This is a genomic window from Caballeronia ptereochthonis (genome assembly GCF_001545075.1).
GTDB lineage: Bacteria > Pseudomonadota > Gammaproteobacteria > Burkholderiales > Burkholderiaceae > Caballeronia > Caballeronia ptereochthonis.
Genome location: NZ_FCOB02000008.1, coordinates 125,769 through 141,579, shown reverse-complemented (window position 1 = coordinate 141,579; position 15,811 = coordinate 125,769). Strand labels below are relative to the sequence as shown.

Genomic DNA, 15,811 nt, shown 5'->3' with positions numbered 1-15,811 from the left:
CTGCGCCGATCCGATGACCGCCTTTCTGCTGATCTGGAGCCCCAAAAAGTGGCCCTGGCCCGAACTGCCCGATGTCGCGCGGCGCGTGGCCGCGGGGGAAGCCGTCGCCGATGTGTGGGGATGCGGCACCGCGCGCGGGCTCATGCCGGGCGACCGCGTGTTCGTGCATCGCGTGTCGCAGGAGCCCAAGGGCGTGTTCGCGTCGGGCTGGGTGACGCGCGCGCCGTACGAGGTGCCCGACTCGAACAGCAAACGCGGCTACCGGCTGTGCATCGACTTCGTATACGACTGGCTCGTCGACGCGCACGAGGAAGTCGCCGTCACGCGCGACGAACTGCGGGCGCATCCGTTTTCGGTGCAGACCTGGGACGCGCAGATGTCGGGCACCCTCATCAAGCCGATGGTCGAAGGCGCGCTGGAAAAGCTTTGGACCGAGCGCACCGGACGGCGCTCGCGACCCGCCACCCCTCTTTCCGGCGGTGCCACGCCCAGCAAGGCGAGCGCGCACGCCGCGCGCAAAGCCGTCAAGCGCACGAACTCGACCTAGGCGCGACACGGCCCGTTCGCAACGACTCCGGTACAATTTCAGCAACGTTTTTCGCGTCGGACCGTGCGTCTTGCGCGCCGCGCGTGTCGCCGCGCGACCGGCCGGTCCCTCGCGACTTCCGCATCCACTTTCAGCGCAGGCCCCAATCCATGTCCAAGAATCAAGCTCTCTTCGAACGCGCGCAGCGAACCATTCCCGGCGGCGTGAATTCGCCGGTGCGGGCGTTCCGCTCGGTCGGCGGCACGCCGCGCTTCATCGAGCGCGCGGAAGGCCCGTATTTCTGGGACGCCGAAGGCAAGCGCTATATCGACTACATCGGCTCGTGGGGTCCGATGATCCTCGGCCACGTTCACCCCGAGGTGCTCGAGGCCGTGCAGCGCGTGCTCGCCCACGGCTTCTCCTTCGGCGCGCCGACGGAAGCCGAGATCGAGATCGCCGAGGAAATCTGCAAGCTCGTGCCGTCGATCGAGCAGGTGCGCATGGTGTCGAGCGGCACCGAAGCGACGATGAGCGCGCTGCGCCTCGCGCGCGGCTTCACGAACCGCAGCCGCATCGTCAAGTTCGAGGGCTGCTATCACGGCCACGCCGACAGCCTGCTCGTGAAGGCCGGCTCCGGCCTGCTCACTTTCGGCAATCCGACTTCGGCGGGCGTGCCGGCGGATATCGCGAAGCACACCACGGTGCTCGAGTACAACAACGTCGAGCAACTGAACGAAGCGTTCAAGGCGTTCGGCGCGGAGATCGCGTCGGTGATCGTCGAGCCCGTCGCGGGCAACATGAACCTCGTGCGCGCGACGCCCGAGTTCCTGCAGGCGCTGCGCGATCGCTGCACCGAATACGGCGCGGTGCTGATCTTCGACGAAGTGATGTGCGGCTTTCGCGTCGCGCTCGGCGGCGCGCAGGCGGTCTACGGCATCAAGCCGGATCTCACGTGTCTCGGCAAGGTCATCGGCGGCGGCATGCCGGCGGCGGCATTCGGCGGCCGGCGCGACATCATGGCGCATCTCGCGCCGCTGGGCGGCGTCTATCAGGCGGGCACGCTCTCCGGCAATCCGATCGCGGTGGCCGCCGGGCTCAAGACGCTGCAACTCATTCAACGCCCCGGTTTCTACGATGGCCTGGCGAAGCAGACGCGCAAGCTCGTCGACGGCCTCACGGCGGCCGCGCGCGATGCGAAGGTGCCCTTCTCCGCCGATTCGCTCGGCGGCATGTTCGGCCTCTACTTCGCCGAACAGGTGCCCGCGAGCTTCGCGCAGGTCACGCAAGGCGACACCAGGCGCTTCAACGCGTTCTTCCACGCGATGCTCGATGCGGGCGTGTACTTCGCGCCGTCCGCGTTCGAAGCGGGCTTCGTGTCGAGCGCGCACGACGACGCCGTGATCGACGCGACGCTCGATGCCGCGCGCGGCGCGTTCGCGTCGCTCGCCGCCTGACGCTTGCGGGCCGCGGCGATGTTCTCGCAAATCGACTTCACTCATATGGAACGCGCGCTGGCGCTGGCCTCGCGCGGCATGTACACGACGACGCCGAATCCGCGCGTCGGCTGCGTGCTCGTCAAGAACGGCGAGGTGATCGGCATGGGCTTCACGCAGCCCGCCGGACAGGATCACGCCGAAGTGCGCGCGCTGAAGGACGCGCGCTCGCGCGGCAAGGACCCGCGCGGGGCGACCGCGTATGTGACGCTCGAGCCGTGCAGCCATTTCGGGCGCACGCCGCCGTGCGCGCATGCGCTCATCGACGCGCGCGTCGAGAAGGTGATCGCCGCGATGGAAGATCCGAACCCGGCCGTGTCCGGACGCGGTCTCGCGATGCTGCGCGACGCGGGCATCGACGTGCGCTGCGGCCTGCTCGCGAACGAGGCGCACGAGATGAACATCGGTTTCGTGTCGCGCATGACGCGCCGCCGTCCGTGGGTGCGCATGAAGGTCGCCGCGACGCTCGACGGCCGCACGGGCCTGCCTACGGGCGAAAGCCAGTGGATCACGGGCGAAGACGCGCGCGCCGACGGCCACGCGTGGCGCGCCCGCGCCTGCGCGATCCTGACGGGCATCGGCACGGTCCGCGAGGACGATCCGCAACTGACCGTGCGCGCGGTCGACACGCCGCGCCAGCCGCAGCGCGTGCTGATCGACAGCCGGCTCGACGTGCCGCTGCACGCGCGCATTCTCGACGGCGCGCCGCCGTGGATCTTCCACGCCGCCGACGCGGATCCGGCGCGCATCGATGCATTGCGCGAAAAAGGGGCGGATCTGATCGAACGCTCGAACGAAAGCGGCAAGGTCGATCTTCCCGCGATGCTCACGACGCTCGCCGATCGCGGCATCAACGAACTGCACGTGGAAGCGGGCCACAAGCTGAACGGCTCGCTCCTGCGCGAAGGCTGCGTCGACGAACTGCTGGTGTATCTCGCGCCGAGCCTGCTCGGCAGCGCGCCGGGCATGTTCGACTTCGCGCCGCCCGAGACGCTCGACGCGCGGCCGCATCTGAAGTTTCATCGCATCGACCGTCTGGGCGACGATCTGCGCATTCTCGCGCGCTTCGCCGAGACGAACGTCGTCAGTGAATTGCTCTGATTGACGCCTGAACCTGGAGGAAGGCTCGAGATGTTTACCGGAATTGTCGCGGCGGTGGGCCGCATCGAAAAAGTCACGCCGCTCGGATCGAACCCGGACGCGGGCGTTCGTCTGACGGTCGCCGCGGGCGGCCTCGATCTCGCCGATGTCGAGCTCGGCGACAGCATCGCCATTCAGGGCGCGTGCATGACGGTGATCCGGAAGTCCGCGAATGCATTCGATGTCGACGTTTCGCGGGAAAGCCTGAACAAGACCGTCGGCCTCGGCGACGCCGGCGCGGCCGTGAATCTGGAGAAGGCGCTGCGCGCGCACGACCGGCTGGGCGGGCATCTCGTCTCGGGTCACGTCGACGGCTTGGGCGTCGTCTCGAAGTTCGAGCCGGTGGGCGAATCGCATGAACTGCGCATCGTCGCGCCGAAGGAGATCGGCAAGTATCTGGCCTACAAGGGCTCGGTGACGGTGAACGGCGTCAGTCTCACCGTGAACGCCGTCAGCGACCGCCCCGACGGCTGCGAGTTCTCCATCAACCTCATTCCGCATACGATAGAAGTGACGACGCTCAAGGCGCTCGAGGCCGGCTCGAAGGTCAATCTGGAGATCGATCTGATTGCGCGGTATGTCGAGCGGATGATGAGCGCGTCATGACGCGCCCCGAGCGCGGCGATTTCAGCAATTGTCCATCGGCGGTGGCGTAAAATACGCGCTTTCCCCAAACCGGACCCCGCACGGGACGTCATCATGTCGCTCGCCTCCACTCTTGAGATCATCGCTGAATTGAAAGCCGGCCGGATGGTGATCCTCGTCGACGAAGAAGACCGCGAAAATGAAGGCGATCTCGTCATCGCCGCCGAGTTCGTCACGCCGGAAGCCATCAATTTCATGGCGAAATACGGCCGCGGCCTCGTCTGCCTCACGCTCACGCAGGAGCGCTGCAGGCAGCTGAACCTGCCGCTCATGACGCATCGCAACGGCACGCAGTACGGCACGGCCTTCACCGTGAGCATCGAGGCGGCCGAAGGCGTGACCACCGGCATCTCGGCCGCCGACCGCGCAAAGACGATCGCCACGGCGGTCGCGCACGATGCGCGTGCCGAGCACATCGTGCAGCCGGGCCACGTGTTCCCGATCATGGCTCAGCCGGGCGGCGTGCTCGTGCGCGCGGGCCACACCGAAGCAGGCTGCGATTTCACGGCGCTCGCGGGCTTGACGCCCGCCGCGGTGATCTGCGAGATCATCAAGGACGACGGCGAAATGGCGCGTCTGCCCGATCTCATCGAATTCAGCCAGCAGCACGGCATCAAGATAGGCACGATCGCCGACCTGATCCACTACCGCAGCCGCACCGAGTCGATCATCGAGAAGGTTTGCGAGCGCACGATGCAGACCGCGCACGGCCCGTTCCGCGCGGTGCTGTATCGCGACGAACCGACGCATTCGCCGCACATCGCGCTGGTGCGCGGCACGCCGCGCCCCGAGCACGAGACGCCGGTGCGCGTGCACGAGCCGCTGTCGGTGCTCGATCTGCTCGAAATCGATTCGTCCACGCACTCCTGGACCATCGACGCCGCGATGAAGGAAATCGCCGCGCGCGATCTCGGCGCGATCGTCATGCTCAATTGCGGCGACACGAAGGAACATCTCGTCGACGTGTTCCGCGCGTTCGACCAGAAGGAAAAGGCGGTCGAGCTGCAGCGCCGCCCGATCGACTTCAAGACTTACGGCATCGGCGCGCAGATTCTGCGCGATCTGGGCGTCGGCAAGATGCAGGTGCTCGCGAACCCGCGCAAGCTCGGCAGCATGTCGGGCTACGGACTCGAAGTGACGGGCTTCGTGCCGATGCCCGGCTGCCCCGCCACCGCCGCGCCGATCGAGCCCGCCGTCACCCAGCTGCGCTCGGCCTGAGACCGCCGGCCGCTCAACCCAATTCCAGACAATTCCAATCCAAGGACCCAATTCATGGAAATCGGACAATACCAGCCGAACCTCGACGGTGACGGCTTGCGCATCGGCATCGTGCAGTCGCGCTTCAACGAACCGGTGTGCAACGGCCTCGCCGACGCCTGCATCGAGGAGCTGGAGCGTCTCGGCGTGATCGGCCAGGACGTGCTGCTCGTCACCGTGCCGGGCGCACTGGAGATCCCGCTCGCGCTGCAAAAGCTCGCGGAATCCGGCCAGTTCGACGCGCTGATCGCGCTCGGCGCCGTCGTGCGCGGCGAAACGTACCACTTCGAACTGGTTTCGAACGAAAGCGGCTCGGGCATCTCGCGCATCGCGCTCGACTTCGGCATTCCGGTGGCCAACGCCGTGTTGACGACCGAAAACGACGAGCAGGCCGTTGCCCGCATGACCGAGAAAGGCCGCGACGCCGCGCGCGTGGCGGTCGAGATGGCGAATCTGTCCGTCGCGCTCGAGCAGCTCGGCGGCGATGAAGAAGACGAAGAAGACGAGGACCGCGCATGAAGAGCGCACGACGCCGTTCGCGCGAACTCGCGACGCAAGGGCTGTATCAATGGCTGCTGTCGGGCGCGCCCGCCGGCGAGATCGACGCGCAATTGCGCTCCGCGCAAGGCTTCGACAAGGCCGATCACGCGCATCTCGATGCAATTTTGCACGGCGTGATCAAGGAATCCGATGCGCTGTCCGCGCAGTTGCAGCCGTGCCTCGACCGCCCGATCGAGCAGTTGTCGCCGGTCGAGCGCGCGGTGCTGCTCGTCGCCGCGTTCGAGTTCAAGCATCACATCGACGTGCCGTATCGCGTGGTCATCAACGAAGCGGTCGAACTGACGAAAACCTTCGGCGGCTCGGACGGCTACAAGTACGTGAACGGCGTGCTCGACAAGCTCGCCGTCGCGATGCGTCCCGCCGAAGCGCAGGCGCGCGGGCGCGGAGCGTAAATGAACCACGCTGCGGAACCGCTCGTCCGCCTCGCCTCGCGGGTCGATGCGATCGAGCCCTTTTATGTGATGGAGCTGATGAAGCAGGCGCAGGCGCTCGAGCGCGCGGGCCGCGACATCATCCACATGAGCATCGGCGAGCCGGATTTCACCGCGCCGGAGCCCGTGACCCATGCCGCCGCCGATGCATTGAAGCGCGGCGTCACCCAGTACACCAACGCGCTCGGCATCCACGCGCTGCGCGAGGCGATCGCGCAGCATTATCGCGATGCGTTCGGCCTGACGGTCGATCCGGAGCGCATCGTCGTGACGGCGGGCGCGTCGGCGGCGCTGCTGCTCGCCTGCATGGCGCTCGTCGATCAGGGCGACGAAGTCCTGATGCCCGATCCGTGCTATCCGTGCAACCGGCACTTCGTGTCGGCAACCGACGGCAAGCCGGTGCTCATCGCGAGCGGTCCGGCCGAGCGTTTTCAGCTCACGGCCGCGCACGTCGAGGAGCATTGGGGACCGGCCACGCGCGGCGTGCTGCTCGCGTCGCCGTCGAACCCGACGGGCACGTCGATCGAGCCGGAGGAGTTGCGGCGCATCGTCGAGACGGTTCGCGCACGCGGCGGCTTCACGATCGTCGACGAGATCTATCAGGGCTTGAGCTACGACGCGAAGCCCGTCTCCGCCCTCTCCTACGGCGACGATGTCGTCACGGTGAACAGCTTCTCGAAATATTTCAACATGACCGGCTGGCGGCTCGGCTGGCTCGTCGTGCCGCACGCGATGGTGAGCGCGGTCGAGAAGCTCTCGCAGAATCTGTTCATCTGCGCGTCGGCGCTCGCGCAGCACGCGGCGCTCGCCTGCTTCGAGCCCGGGACGCTCGCGATCTACGAAGCGCGCCGGCTCGAATTCAAGCGGCGGCGCGATTTCATCGTGCCGGCGCTGCGCTCGCTCGGCTTTGGCGTGCCGGTCGTTCCCGACGGCGCGTTCTACGTCTATGCGGACACGACGACCGTGCATCATCCCGCGGCCGGCGACAGCGAGGCGCTCACGCATTCCATGCTCCACGATGCGGGCGTCGTGCTCGTGCCGGGCGCGGATTTCGGTTTCCATGCGCCGGAGCGCTATATCCGTCTTTCGTACGCAACGGCCTACTCGAAGCTGGAGGAAGCGGTTCAGCGGCTGGGCACTCTGTTCAGGCGATAAGATGCGCGCGGTAAAAACAAAGGGCACCCGAAGGTGCCCTTTTTGTCATTGCGTCTGACGTTTCGCGCCGTCTCAGGCGCCGAATTCCGCTGAAGCCACGTGCTTCGGTTCGCTGTCGGCATCGTCCTGCGATGCCGACTTCTTCGACGAATCGATCGTCACGTGCACGCGCTTTTCCTCCGAGGTCGACGCCAGCACCTGCTTCGGCGCGGCCTGGACCGGCGCCTGCGGTGCGTTGACCGGCACGTTGCGGCCGCGCGCGACATCGCGCAGGCGCGAGCGCTCGGCCAGCACCTTCGCGCCGTAGCCGCCGTCGTCCTGTGTCGTCGAGCCGACGTAGTAGCGCAGGCCGCCCGCCACCGAGCCGCCGCGCGCGATGCAGTCCTTCAGCACGAGCGCGCCGACCTTGATGTTCGCGAGCGGATCGAGCGCCGCGTGCGAGCCGCCGAAGTACTGGAATTTGTCGGAATGAACCTTCGACATCACCTGCATCAGGCCCTGCGCGCCGACGCCGCTTTCGGCGTAAGGGTTGAAGCCCGACTCGATCGCCATCACGGAGAGCAGCAGCAGCGGATCCAGACCGACTTCGCGGCCCGTGTCGAATGCGGCGCGCACGAGCTCGCTGACAGGCTCTTCCGCCACGCGATAGCGTCGCGCAATGAAGTTCGCGACGAGCTTCTGCTCGCGCGTGGAGATGAGCACGCGATCGTCACGCGCATCGGCGACGACGCGCTGTGCGGGAATCATGCTCGCCAGCATGCCGACGGACGGCATCGTGCGCGGATCGAGCCCGTTGGGCGATACGGCGAGACTGATGCCGCCGGTGAGCTGACGGGTGCTGCTGTCATCGCTCGCGGCCGCGCCGAGCGACGGCACGCTCGCGCCGGGCGCCCTGGAACTGGCCGACGCAGGCGCATCGGACACGTTCGCCGCGAGACTCACGGGCAGCGCGGAATCGCTGGACGGGCGATGCACCGCCGAGAACGGCGGCAGCGGCTGGCCCGCGAGGAGACGGGCGGGTCCTGCCTGAACCGCGGCGGACACGAACGGCATGATCCTCGCCGCGAAAATGGTGCGCCACGAAGGCAGCAGCCAGAGGGCAAGGGCCGTGACGACGGCCACGCAGCCAACCAGGCTGAAGAGATGGTGACTCAAACGGCGTCCGCGACGCAGCGCATTGCGCACGATCTGCGCGGCGCGGGTGTCGGAACCCCACCAAACCGAAGCGTTCATCGATGCTCCCAATGTTGCATGATTTGCGCAGATGAATACGAATAAAGCCCATATTCGGAACGCAAATCAGACACCGCTCGCTCTCGGCAAGCATAAGCGGCATCGGGGATACGGCATGCGCCGTCTGGAAAGCCGATCCGGCAAAAAACGCCGGTTGCGCGGCACGAACTGCATGCCCTGGGTGCGCAGATGGCCTTCCACGCGAAAAACCGGCGTGAGATACGCCGGCAGTGACAACCAACAGCCATGAGTCGCCGGGCAGGAACGGCGCAGGCGACGCATTGCGTCTTGAAAGACCTGAGGCAGAGGTAAAAAGTTTCAAAACCTGCAATAGATGCAAACGGATTCTAACAGGGTTTAATGAGGCGTCAATGCTATAGACCTTTGTTTCAATTACTTTTAGTTATATTGAACGGTGTTCAGTGCTCGGAAAGCACGTCTCATGGGCCGTTCCCAGCGGATTTTGCTGAATGTCCCCAAACGCACGGACGCGGACGCAGGTAAAATCGACAATCGCTTGGCGCGCAGCTGTCCCGCCCCCGCGTCTTGCGCTCCGGGCGCCTTCGAGTCCAAATCCGACCATCGATGAAATACAAAGATCTGCGCGACTTCACCGCCCGCCTCGAGGCGCTCGGTGAACTGCGCCGCATTCGACAGCCCGTCTCTCCCGTTCTCGAAATCACCGAAATCTCCGATCGCGTATTGCGCGCGGGCGGACCGGCTCTGCTCTTCGAAGCGCCCACCGGCCACACGATGCCCGTGCTCGCGAACCTGTTCGGCACGACGCGGCGCGTCGCGCTCGGCATGGGCATCGAAACGGAGGCGCAGAGCGGCGCCGATGTCAGCCTCGGCAGCGACGTCGCCGCGCTGGGTTCGCTGCGCGATGTCGGCCGGCTGCTGTCCGCGCTCAAGGAACCCGAGCCGCCCAAAGGCCTGAAGGATGCGGGCAAGCTGCTCTCGCTCGTCAAGGCCGTGTGGGACATGGCGCCGAAATCGGTGAGCGCGCCGCCTTGCCAGGAAGTCGTGTGGGAAGGCAAGGACGTCGATCTCCATCGGCTGCCGATCCAGACGTGCTGGCCGGGCGATGCCGCACCGCTCCTCACCTGGGGCCTCACCGTCACGCGCGGACCGAACAAGCCGCGGCAGAATCTCGGCATCTATCGGCAGCAGCTCATCGGGCGCAACAAGCTCATCATGCGCTGGCTCGCGCATCGCGGCGGCGCGCTCGATTTCCGCGAGTTCGCGCTCGCCAATCCGGGCAAGCCGTATCCGGTGGCGGTCGTGCTCGGCGCGGATCCGGCGACCATCCTCGGCGCCGTGACGCCGGTGCCGGATTCGCTCTCGGAATATCAGTTCGCCGGACTGCTGCGCGGCTCGCGTACCGAACTCGCCAAATGCCTGACGCCGGGCGTCGATACGCTGCAAGTCCCCGCGCGCGCGGAGATCGTGCTCGAGGGCTTCATCCATCCGCACGACGGCAACGTGCCGCCCGCGCCCGCAGGCGCGCCGCCGCGTCCGTCGGCCTCCGCCGCCGCGAAGTACGAGCACGCGCTCGAGGGGCCATACGGCGATCACACCGGCTATTACAACGAGCAGGAATGGTTTCCGGTCTTCACGGTCGAGAAGATCACGATGCGCCGCGACGCCCTCTTCCATTCCACCTACACGGGCAAACCGCCCGACGAGCCCGCCGTGCTGGGCGTCGCGCTGAACGAGGTGTTCGTGCCGCTTCTGCAGAAGCAGTTCACCGAGATCACCGATTTCTATCTGCCGCCCGAAGGCTGCAGCTATCGCATGGCGATCGTGCAGATGAAGAAGAGCTACCCGGGCCACGCGAAGCGCGTGATGTTCGGCGTGTGGAGCTTCCTGCGGCAGTTCATGTATACGAAGTTCATCGTCGTCGTGGATGAAGACGTGAACGTGCGCGACTGGAAGGAAGTCATCTGGGCGATCACGACGCGCGTCGATCCGATGCGCGACACGGTGATGGTCGACAACACGCCCATCGACTATCTCGACTTCGCCTCGCCGGTGGCGGGCCTCGGCTCGAAGATGGGGCTGGACGCGACCAACAAGTGGCCCGGCGAGACGAACCGCGAATGGGGCCGCCCCATCGTGATGGATGAAGCGGTCAAGCGTCGCGTCGACGCGCTGTGGACCGAAATCGGACTAGACAGGACATCATGATCGCGGCCACGCTCTATCGAGGCGATGTCGTCGAGAACACGCACGCGGCGCATGTCGCCGTCGTCGATGCGCATGGGCGCCTCGTGCATGCCTTCGGCGATCCGCATCGCGTGACGCTGCCGCGCTCGGCGGCGAAGCCCGCGCAGGCGCTCGCCGTCATCGAGACCGGCGCGCTCGAGCGCTTTGGCTTCAGCGAGGAAGATCTCGCGCTCATGTGCGGCTCGCACAGCAGCGAGCCGCGTCACATCGAACGCGCCCGCGCGATGCTCGCGAAGGCGCAGGCAAGCGAAAGCGATCTGCGCTGCGGCGGCCATCCGCCGATCTCGGACGCGGTCCATCGCGACTGGATCAAGCGCGATTTCACGCCGACCGCCGTGTGCAGCAACTGCTCGGGCAAGCACGCCGGCATGCTCGCGGGCGCTCGCGCGATGGGCACGTCGCTCGACGGCTATCACCTGCCCGGGCATCCGCTGCAGGCGCACGTGAAGCGCACGCTTGCCCACGCGCTCGACCTCCCCGACGATGCCGTGCAATGGGCCATCGACGGCTGCAACCTGCCGACGCCCGCCTTCGCGCTCGAGCGTCTCGCACGGCTCTACGTGAAGATCGCCGCCGCGCAGGAAGGCTCGGCGCTCGCGCGCATCCATCGCGCGATGACGTCGCATCCCGGGCTCGTCGCGGGCGAAGGACGCTTCTGCACGCTGCTGATGCAGGCGTTCGGCGGCGCGCTCGTCGGCAAGACCGGCGCGGATGCGAGCTATGGGATCGGCGTGCGGCACGAGCAAGGCGCGCTCGGCATCGCGGTGAAAGTCGAGGACGGCAACACGGCCGTGCTCAACGCGGTCGTCGTTCACGTGCTCGATCTGCTCGGCATCGGCACGCAACAGCAGCGCGACGCGCTCGCGGCCTTCCGCAACCCGGTCGTGCGCAACACGATGGGCGTGCCGACCGGCCACCTCGACGTGCGCTTCACGCTACACAACCATCAACAATAAAAAATGCACTCGTGGTCGTTGCTGTCGGACGGTTTTTTTCTGTCGCTGTCGCTGTGTCTTGATATCGGGATCGCCAACGTGGCGATCATCTCGCTCGCGCTGTCGCACGGCTTCAGGCCTGGCCTCGTGCTCGGCCTGGGCACCTGTTTCGGCGATCTGTTCTATGCGGCGCTCGCGCTCGCGGGCATGTCGGCGCTGCTGCAGTTTTCCGCCGTGCGCTGGGTCGTGTGGATCGGCGGTGCGATCGTTTTGCTCCTGCTGACCTGGAAGATGGCGCGCGAGGCGCTCTATCCGGCCTCGGCGCCGCCCGTCGAAGGCGAAGCGGATTTCGGCACGCCGCGCCCGAATCACTGGAAGAGCTTCCTGCGCGGATGCCTGCTCGCGGTATCGTCGCCGAGCGCGATCCTGTGGTTTGCCGCGGTGGGCGGCGCGCTCATCGCAAAAGCCGGCGCGACGAGCCCCGTGAGCGCGTCCGTGTTCTTGACCGGTTTTTTCTGCGGCGGACTCGGCTGGACGATCTTCATCTGCACGCTCGCGAGTCACGGCAGGAAGCGCGCCGGAACGACGCTCCTGCGCGCCTGCCATGTGATGTCCGCGGTGCTGTTCGCGTACTTCTCGTATAGCGTGATCGTCAACGGCTACCGCGATCTGATCGTGAACGCGGCGTCGTGACGACCGGATTTCACGCGACGAACTGAGCCAGCTTCGCCAGATCGACGTTGCCGCCGGACACGATCACGCCGACGCGCTTGCCCTCGACCGGCACGACCTTCTGCAGCACCGCCGCCGCCGCGAGGCAGCCGGTCGGCTCGACCACCATCTTCATGCGCTGCGCGAAGAAGCGCAGCGTCTCGATGAGCTGCGCATCGCTCACGGTGACGATCTGGTCCACGTGACGCTGGATGATCGGGAAGTTGTATTCGCCGACGTGCGTGGACGCGGCGCCGTCGGCGATGGTGCGCGGCACCTCGATATGCACGATCTCGCCGCGCGCGAGCGACTGCTGCGCGTCGTTGCCCGCTTCCGGCTCGACGCCGATCACCTTGCAGTCCGGCGACAGCGCGGCAGCCGCGAGCGCGCATCCGCCGATGAGCCCGCCGCCACCCAGGCACACGAAGAGATAATCGAGCGGACCGGTTTCCTCGATCAGCTCCTTCGCAGCCGTGCCCTGCCCCGCGATCACATGCGGATGGTCGTAAGGCGGAATCAGCGTCATGCCGCGCTCCTCGGCGAGCTTGCGGCCGATTTCCTCGCGGTTCTGCGTGTAGCGGTCGTAGGTGATCACTTCGCCGCCGTAGCCACGCGTCGCGGCCACCTTCGCGGCTGGCGCGTCCTCGGGCATGACGATCGTCGCGCGGATGCCGGCGAGCTTCGCGGACAGCGCGATCGCCTGCGCGTGATTGCCCGACGAGTAGGTGATGACGCCCGCCGCGCGCTGGCGATCGTCGAAGTGGGAAATCGCGTTGTAGGCGCCGCGGAACTTGAACGCGCCCATGCGCTGGAAGTTCTCGCTCTTGAAGAAGAGCGACGCGCCGGCGATTTCGTCGGCGGTGCGGGACGTGAGGACGGGCGTGCGGTGTGCGACGCCTTCGATGCGCCTTGCGGCATCGGCGACGTCATCGAAAGTCGGGGCGGGAAGTGAGGACATCGGAATCGGAGCGTGAGGTGGAGTGAACCGCCATTTTCCCAAGTTCCGGAGCGGAATTCAAAAGCACCGCATCGGCGGCGCCTGAATGAAAAAGGCGATGCATGCCTGCATCGCCTTCTGGACTTGCCGGCAGTGCCGGTCAGTGACGCCAGTAGCCCGGGCCGTGACGGTAATAGCCGTGGTGCCGCCAGTACGGACGGCCATAGTAGCCGTACCCCCCATACCCGCCGACGACCACCGCGGGCGGCGGCGCATAGACGACAGGCGGAGGCGGCGCCACATACACCGGCTGCGGCGGCGCCACATAAACCGGAGCGGGCGGCGCGGCGTAGACCGGATAAGCCGGCACCCCGATACCGACGCCGACGGAAACATGCGCTTGCGCCGCGCCGACAAAGCCGACGCCGAGCGCGCCAGCGACCAACAAACCACCGAGCTTTTTCACTTTCGTTCTCCTCGCCGCTTGGCACTGATGCCGGTCCACACGGCACCCCATGCGCGACGGTATGGGATCAATTTAACGAAAAAGCGCGTCGGTCGCAGGGGCCATTTGTTGCAAATTGCAAGTTCCTTAACGTGGCTTCGAATGTGAAAGCAAACCGGCGCCCGCCGACATGCTCCGAACGACCATTCGGCGGACCTGAGAGAAAGTAGCGACTTGCAGACATCGGGCAATCATGAGAGACGCGTAACGTCTATTTACAATTGAACTGAAAAGCCCCGCCGGGCGGCCTGCGCGGCGGGGCTTTTCATGTTTTGCCGGAGATTTTCGACGATTCGCGCTCAGCCCACCTTCACGTAGGCAAACTCTCGCGTGACATTCGGCGGCACGTACGCCGCGCCGATCACGACCCGTGGCGTCAGGCGCTTTTTCTGGTCCCACCAGCGGCGACGCTGGGCCTGGCTTAAGAATCGCAAATGCTTTCGATAAGAGAAAATGCTCATGGCGACCTCCGAACGTAGCGAATGAAACCCCATGAAAAGGCCGAAAGATCGGCCTCTTCCGCTGAATCCGTCTTCTCTTTAGTATTTCGCGCCCTGTTCGCTCATCTTTGTACGCAAAGGAACCAAATTTCGGCATCCGTGTGTGTTGAACCACGTTCAGCAGAAACCATGCCGTTTTTGGTCCGGAAAGCTCGCTTCAGAGGTAACCCTCCTGGTAACTCCGAGTTGCTGCGCATCGCCCAAAAGACGGATTCACGCAGACTCGCTCTTTCGCTTTCCGTATTTATATCCTGCCAGTTTTGCGGGAATTGCGCTTTTCGAGGTCGTCTCAAAATGACAACACTAGGGTTTTCCGATGCTGGCTTTTTTCACGAAAACGTCCCTTACACACGACTTTCACGCGCCTTGCGGAGCGGGATCGCGCCAAACGCTCGCGCGGCGTGCGACGGCGTCCCCAAGCCGGCTTAAAGCCGTGTTATGGTGACGACCGGCGCCCCACCGAGCAGCCCCGGTGGGCGGGGAATCCAGGCCGCCGCAAAAACAGGAATCGCGAAGCTCCATCGATAGGCGTGAATGCAGTCGGGCGAATCGGTACGGTTCGCCGCGCGCGCCGCGATGCCTTCGGCAAGGTACTCCAGTCCAGAGAACGAACAATGATCAAGGTCAGCATTTACGATTCGCGCCGCGCAGGCGAGCGCCTCGACTTCGCCCGTGACGGCCGGCCCGAACGAGCGCGACCCTTCGGCCGCTAGCCCTGCCGCCATCCGCTTCAATCTTCCGTTATTCGACCCGGCGCAGCCGCGACGCTGCGCACGCATTCCAGAGGCCCCGAGATGTTCGGCGATATCGCCCGTTTTCTGCTCAGCACCGTTTTCACTCTGTTCGGCGCGGCGCTCCTGCTGCGCGCCTGGATTCAGGTCGTGCGCATGCCGCCGTACAACCCCGTTTCCAACGCCGTGATGCAGGCGACCAACTGGATCGTGCTGCCGCTGCGCAAGATCCTGCCCGGAGCGAAGATCGACTGGGCGAGCATCCTCGCCGCACTCATCGCGGCGGCCGCCTATGTCACGCTGATGGTCGTGCTCGCGGGCGTCGATCCGACGCTCATGCTGCCGATGCTCGCGCTCGTCGCGGTGCTGACCGTCGTCAAATGGGCGCTCAACCTCATCATCTGGATGACGATCCTGATGGCGCTGCTCTCGTGGCTCAATCCGCAATCGCCGGCGATGCCGCTGCTCTATCAGATCACCGCGCCGTTCCTCGATCCGCTGCGGCGCATTCTGCCGCGCCTCGGCGGCATCGATCTTTCGCCGATCCTGCTCTTCGTGATCGTGCAGGTGCTGTTGATGGTGGTGACGCGCGTCGCGGTGTCGATGACCTTGTTCGGAATCTGAAGACCCGATGACAGGCGCGCAATTGCGCCCCCGGGCGCGTTGCGCTTACAATATGCGGCTCACGCGGGCGTCGTATAATGGCTATTACCGTAGCTTCCCAAGCTACTGACGTGGGTTCGATTCCCATCGCCCGCTCCAGAATCACCGCGAAAGCCGCCCTAAGTCACGCTTGGGCGGCTTTTTAGTTTCCCGCATTAGTTT

Annotated in this window: 17 protein-coding genes and 1 tRNA gene; 13 read left to right on the top strand and 5 right to left on the bottom strand. The window is 65.7% G+C overall.

The genetic code is table 11. From position 1 onward, the window contains the following. Positions 1–13: 13 nt before the first annotated feature. The 8 genes from AWB83_RS10655 (at position 14) to AWB83_RS10620 (ending at position 7,208) form a co-directional block, all read left to right on the top strand. A complete protein-coding gene (locus AWB83_RS10655) occupies positions 14–547 on the top strand; it encodes a hypothetical protein (RefSeq protein WP_087045024.1) in 534 nt (177 codons plus the stop codon). A gap of 149 nt (positions 548–696) precedes the next feature. Beyond that, positions 697–1,980, top strand: a complete 1,284-nt coding sequence (gene hemL / locus AWB83_RS10650) for a glutamate-1-semialdehyde 2,1-aminomutase (protein ID WP_087045023.1) — start codon at positions 697–699, stop codon at positions 1,978–1,980. A gap of 18 nt (positions 1,981–1,998) precedes the next feature. Then, positions 1,999–3,120, top strand: a complete 1,122-nt coding sequence (gene ribD / locus AWB83_RS10645; protein ID WP_087045021.1) for a bifunctional diaminohydroxyphosphoribosylaminopyrimidine deaminase/5-amino-6-(5-phosphoribosylamino)uracil reductase RibD — start codon at positions 1,999–2,001, stop codon at positions 3,118–3,120. 30 nt (positions 3,121–3,150) lie between these two features. Beyond that, positions 3,151–3,765: a riboflavin synthase gene (locus AWB83_RS10640; RefSeq protein ID WP_087045019.1), complete on the top strand. Its 615-nt coding sequence runs from the start codon at positions 3,151–3,153 to the stop codon at positions 3,763–3,765. A gap of 93 nt (positions 3,766–3,858) precedes the next feature. Continuing rightward, positions 3,859–5,022 (top strand): bifunctional 3,4-dihydroxy-2-butanone-4-phosphate synthase/GTP cyclohydrolase II, encoded by a 1,164-nt coding sequence (ribBA, locus tag AWB83_RS10635; RefSeq protein WP_087045017.1) that lies wholly within the window; start codon positions 3,859–3,861, stop codon positions 5,020–5,022. Positions 5,023–5,076: 54 nt separating this feature from the next. After that, complete coding sequence (gene ribH, locus AWB83_RS10630; RefSeq protein WP_087045015.1) at positions 5,077–5,580, top strand: 6,7-dimethyl-8-ribityllumazine synthase; 504 nt, start codon at positions 5,077–5,079, stop codon at positions 5,578–5,580. Beyond that, entirely contained in the window at positions 5,577–6,014 is a 438-nt protein-coding gene (gene nusB / locus AWB83_RS10625) for a transcription antitermination factor NusB (protein WP_087045013.1), read from the top strand. The genes ribH and nusB overlap by 4 nt, the downstream gene beginning before the upstream one ends. Beyond that, complete coding sequence (locus AWB83_RS10620; protein WP_087045011.1) at positions 6,015–7,208, top strand: pyridoxal phosphate-dependent aminotransferase; 1,194 nt, start codon at positions 6,015–6,017, stop codon at positions 7,206–7,208. Between the two features lie 72 nt (positions 7,209–7,280). On the opposite strand, the gene AWB83_RS10615 is transcribed toward AWB83_RS10620, so the two are convergent. Continuing rightward, complete coding sequence (locus tag AWB83_RS10615; RefSeq protein WP_087045009.1) at positions 7,281–8,441, bottom strand: lytic transglycosylase domain-containing protein; 1,161 nt, start codon at positions 8,439–8,441, stop codon at positions 7,281–7,283. Between the two features lie 585 nt (positions 8,442–9,026). Here AWB83_RS10615 and AWB83_RS10610 point away from each other — a divergent pair. Genes AWB83_RS10610 through AWB83_RS10600 form a run of 3 tightly spaced genes read left to right on the top strand, consistent with a single transcriptional unit; the run spans position 9,027 to position 12,295 of the window. Continuing rightward, positions 9,027–10,628 carry a UbiD family decarboxylase gene (locus AWB83_RS10610; protein ID WP_087045007.1) on the top strand — a complete coding sequence of 534 codons (1,602 nt, stop codon included), beginning with the start codon at positions 9,027–9,029 and terminating at the stop codon, positions 10,626–10,628. After that, positions 10,625–11,623: an asparaginase gene (locus AWB83_RS10605; protein WP_087045005.1), complete on the top strand. Its 999-nt coding sequence runs from the start codon at positions 10,625–10,627 to the stop codon at positions 11,621–11,623. Before AWB83_RS10610 ends, AWB83_RS10605 begins: the two co-directional genes overlap by 4 nt. A 3-nt stretch (positions 11,624–11,626) precedes the next feature. Then, positions 11,627–12,295 carry a LysE family translocator gene (locus tag AWB83_RS10600; protein WP_087045003.1) on the top strand — a complete coding sequence of 223 codons (669 nt, stop codon included), beginning with the start codon at positions 11,627–11,629 and terminating at the stop codon, positions 12,293–12,295. Positions 12,296–12,305: 10 nt separating this feature from the next. Here the strand turns inward: AWB83_RS10600 and AWB83_RS10595 are convergent, their stop codons facing one another. The 4 genes from AWB83_RS10595 to AWB83_RS36040 all read right to left on the bottom strand — a co-directional run bounded on the left by AWB83_RS10595 (position 12,306) and on the right by AWB83_RS36040 (position 14,980). Next, positions 12,306–13,271, bottom strand: coding sequence for a threo-3-hydroxy-L-aspartate ammonia-lyase (locus tag AWB83_RS10595; protein ID WP_087045000.1), 966 nt, complete (start codon positions 13,269–13,271; stop codon positions 12,306–12,308). Positions 13,272–13,410: 139 nt separating this feature from the next. Beyond that, positions 13,411–13,716, bottom strand: coding sequence for a hypothetical protein (locus AWB83_RS10590; RefSeq protein WP_087044997.1), 306 nt, complete (start codon positions 13,714–13,716; stop codon positions 13,411–13,413). Positions 13,717–14,054: 338 nt separating this feature from the next. Then, positions 14,055–14,216: a hypothetical protein gene (locus AWB83_RS36775; RefSeq protein ID WP_167354150.1), complete on the bottom strand. Its 162-nt coding sequence runs from the start codon at positions 14,214–14,216 to the stop codon at positions 14,055–14,057. Between the two features lie 464 nt (positions 14,217–14,680). Beyond that, positions 14,681–14,980 carry a hypothetical protein gene (locus tag AWB83_RS36040; RefSeq protein ID WP_159463031.1) on the bottom strand — a complete coding sequence of 100 codons (300 nt, stop codon included), beginning with the start codon at positions 14,978–14,980 and terminating at the stop codon, positions 14,681–14,683. Between the two features lie 69 nt (positions 14,981–15,049). Here AWB83_RS36040 and AWB83_RS10585 point away from each other — a divergent pair, with 69 nt between their 5' ends. Together AWB83_RS10585 and AWB83_RS10580 are read left to right on the top strand one after the other, a co-directional pair. Then, complete coding sequence (locus AWB83_RS10585) at positions 15,050–15,610, top strand: YggT family protein (protein ID WP_087044995.1); 561 nt, start codon at positions 15,050–15,052, stop codon at positions 15,608–15,610. Positions 15,611–15,673: 63 nt separating this feature from the next. Beyond that, positions 15,674–15,748: transfer RNA gene (locus AWB83_RS10580), tRNA-Gly, on the top strand. The last annotated feature ends 63 nt before the right edge of the window (positions 15,749–15,811 follow it).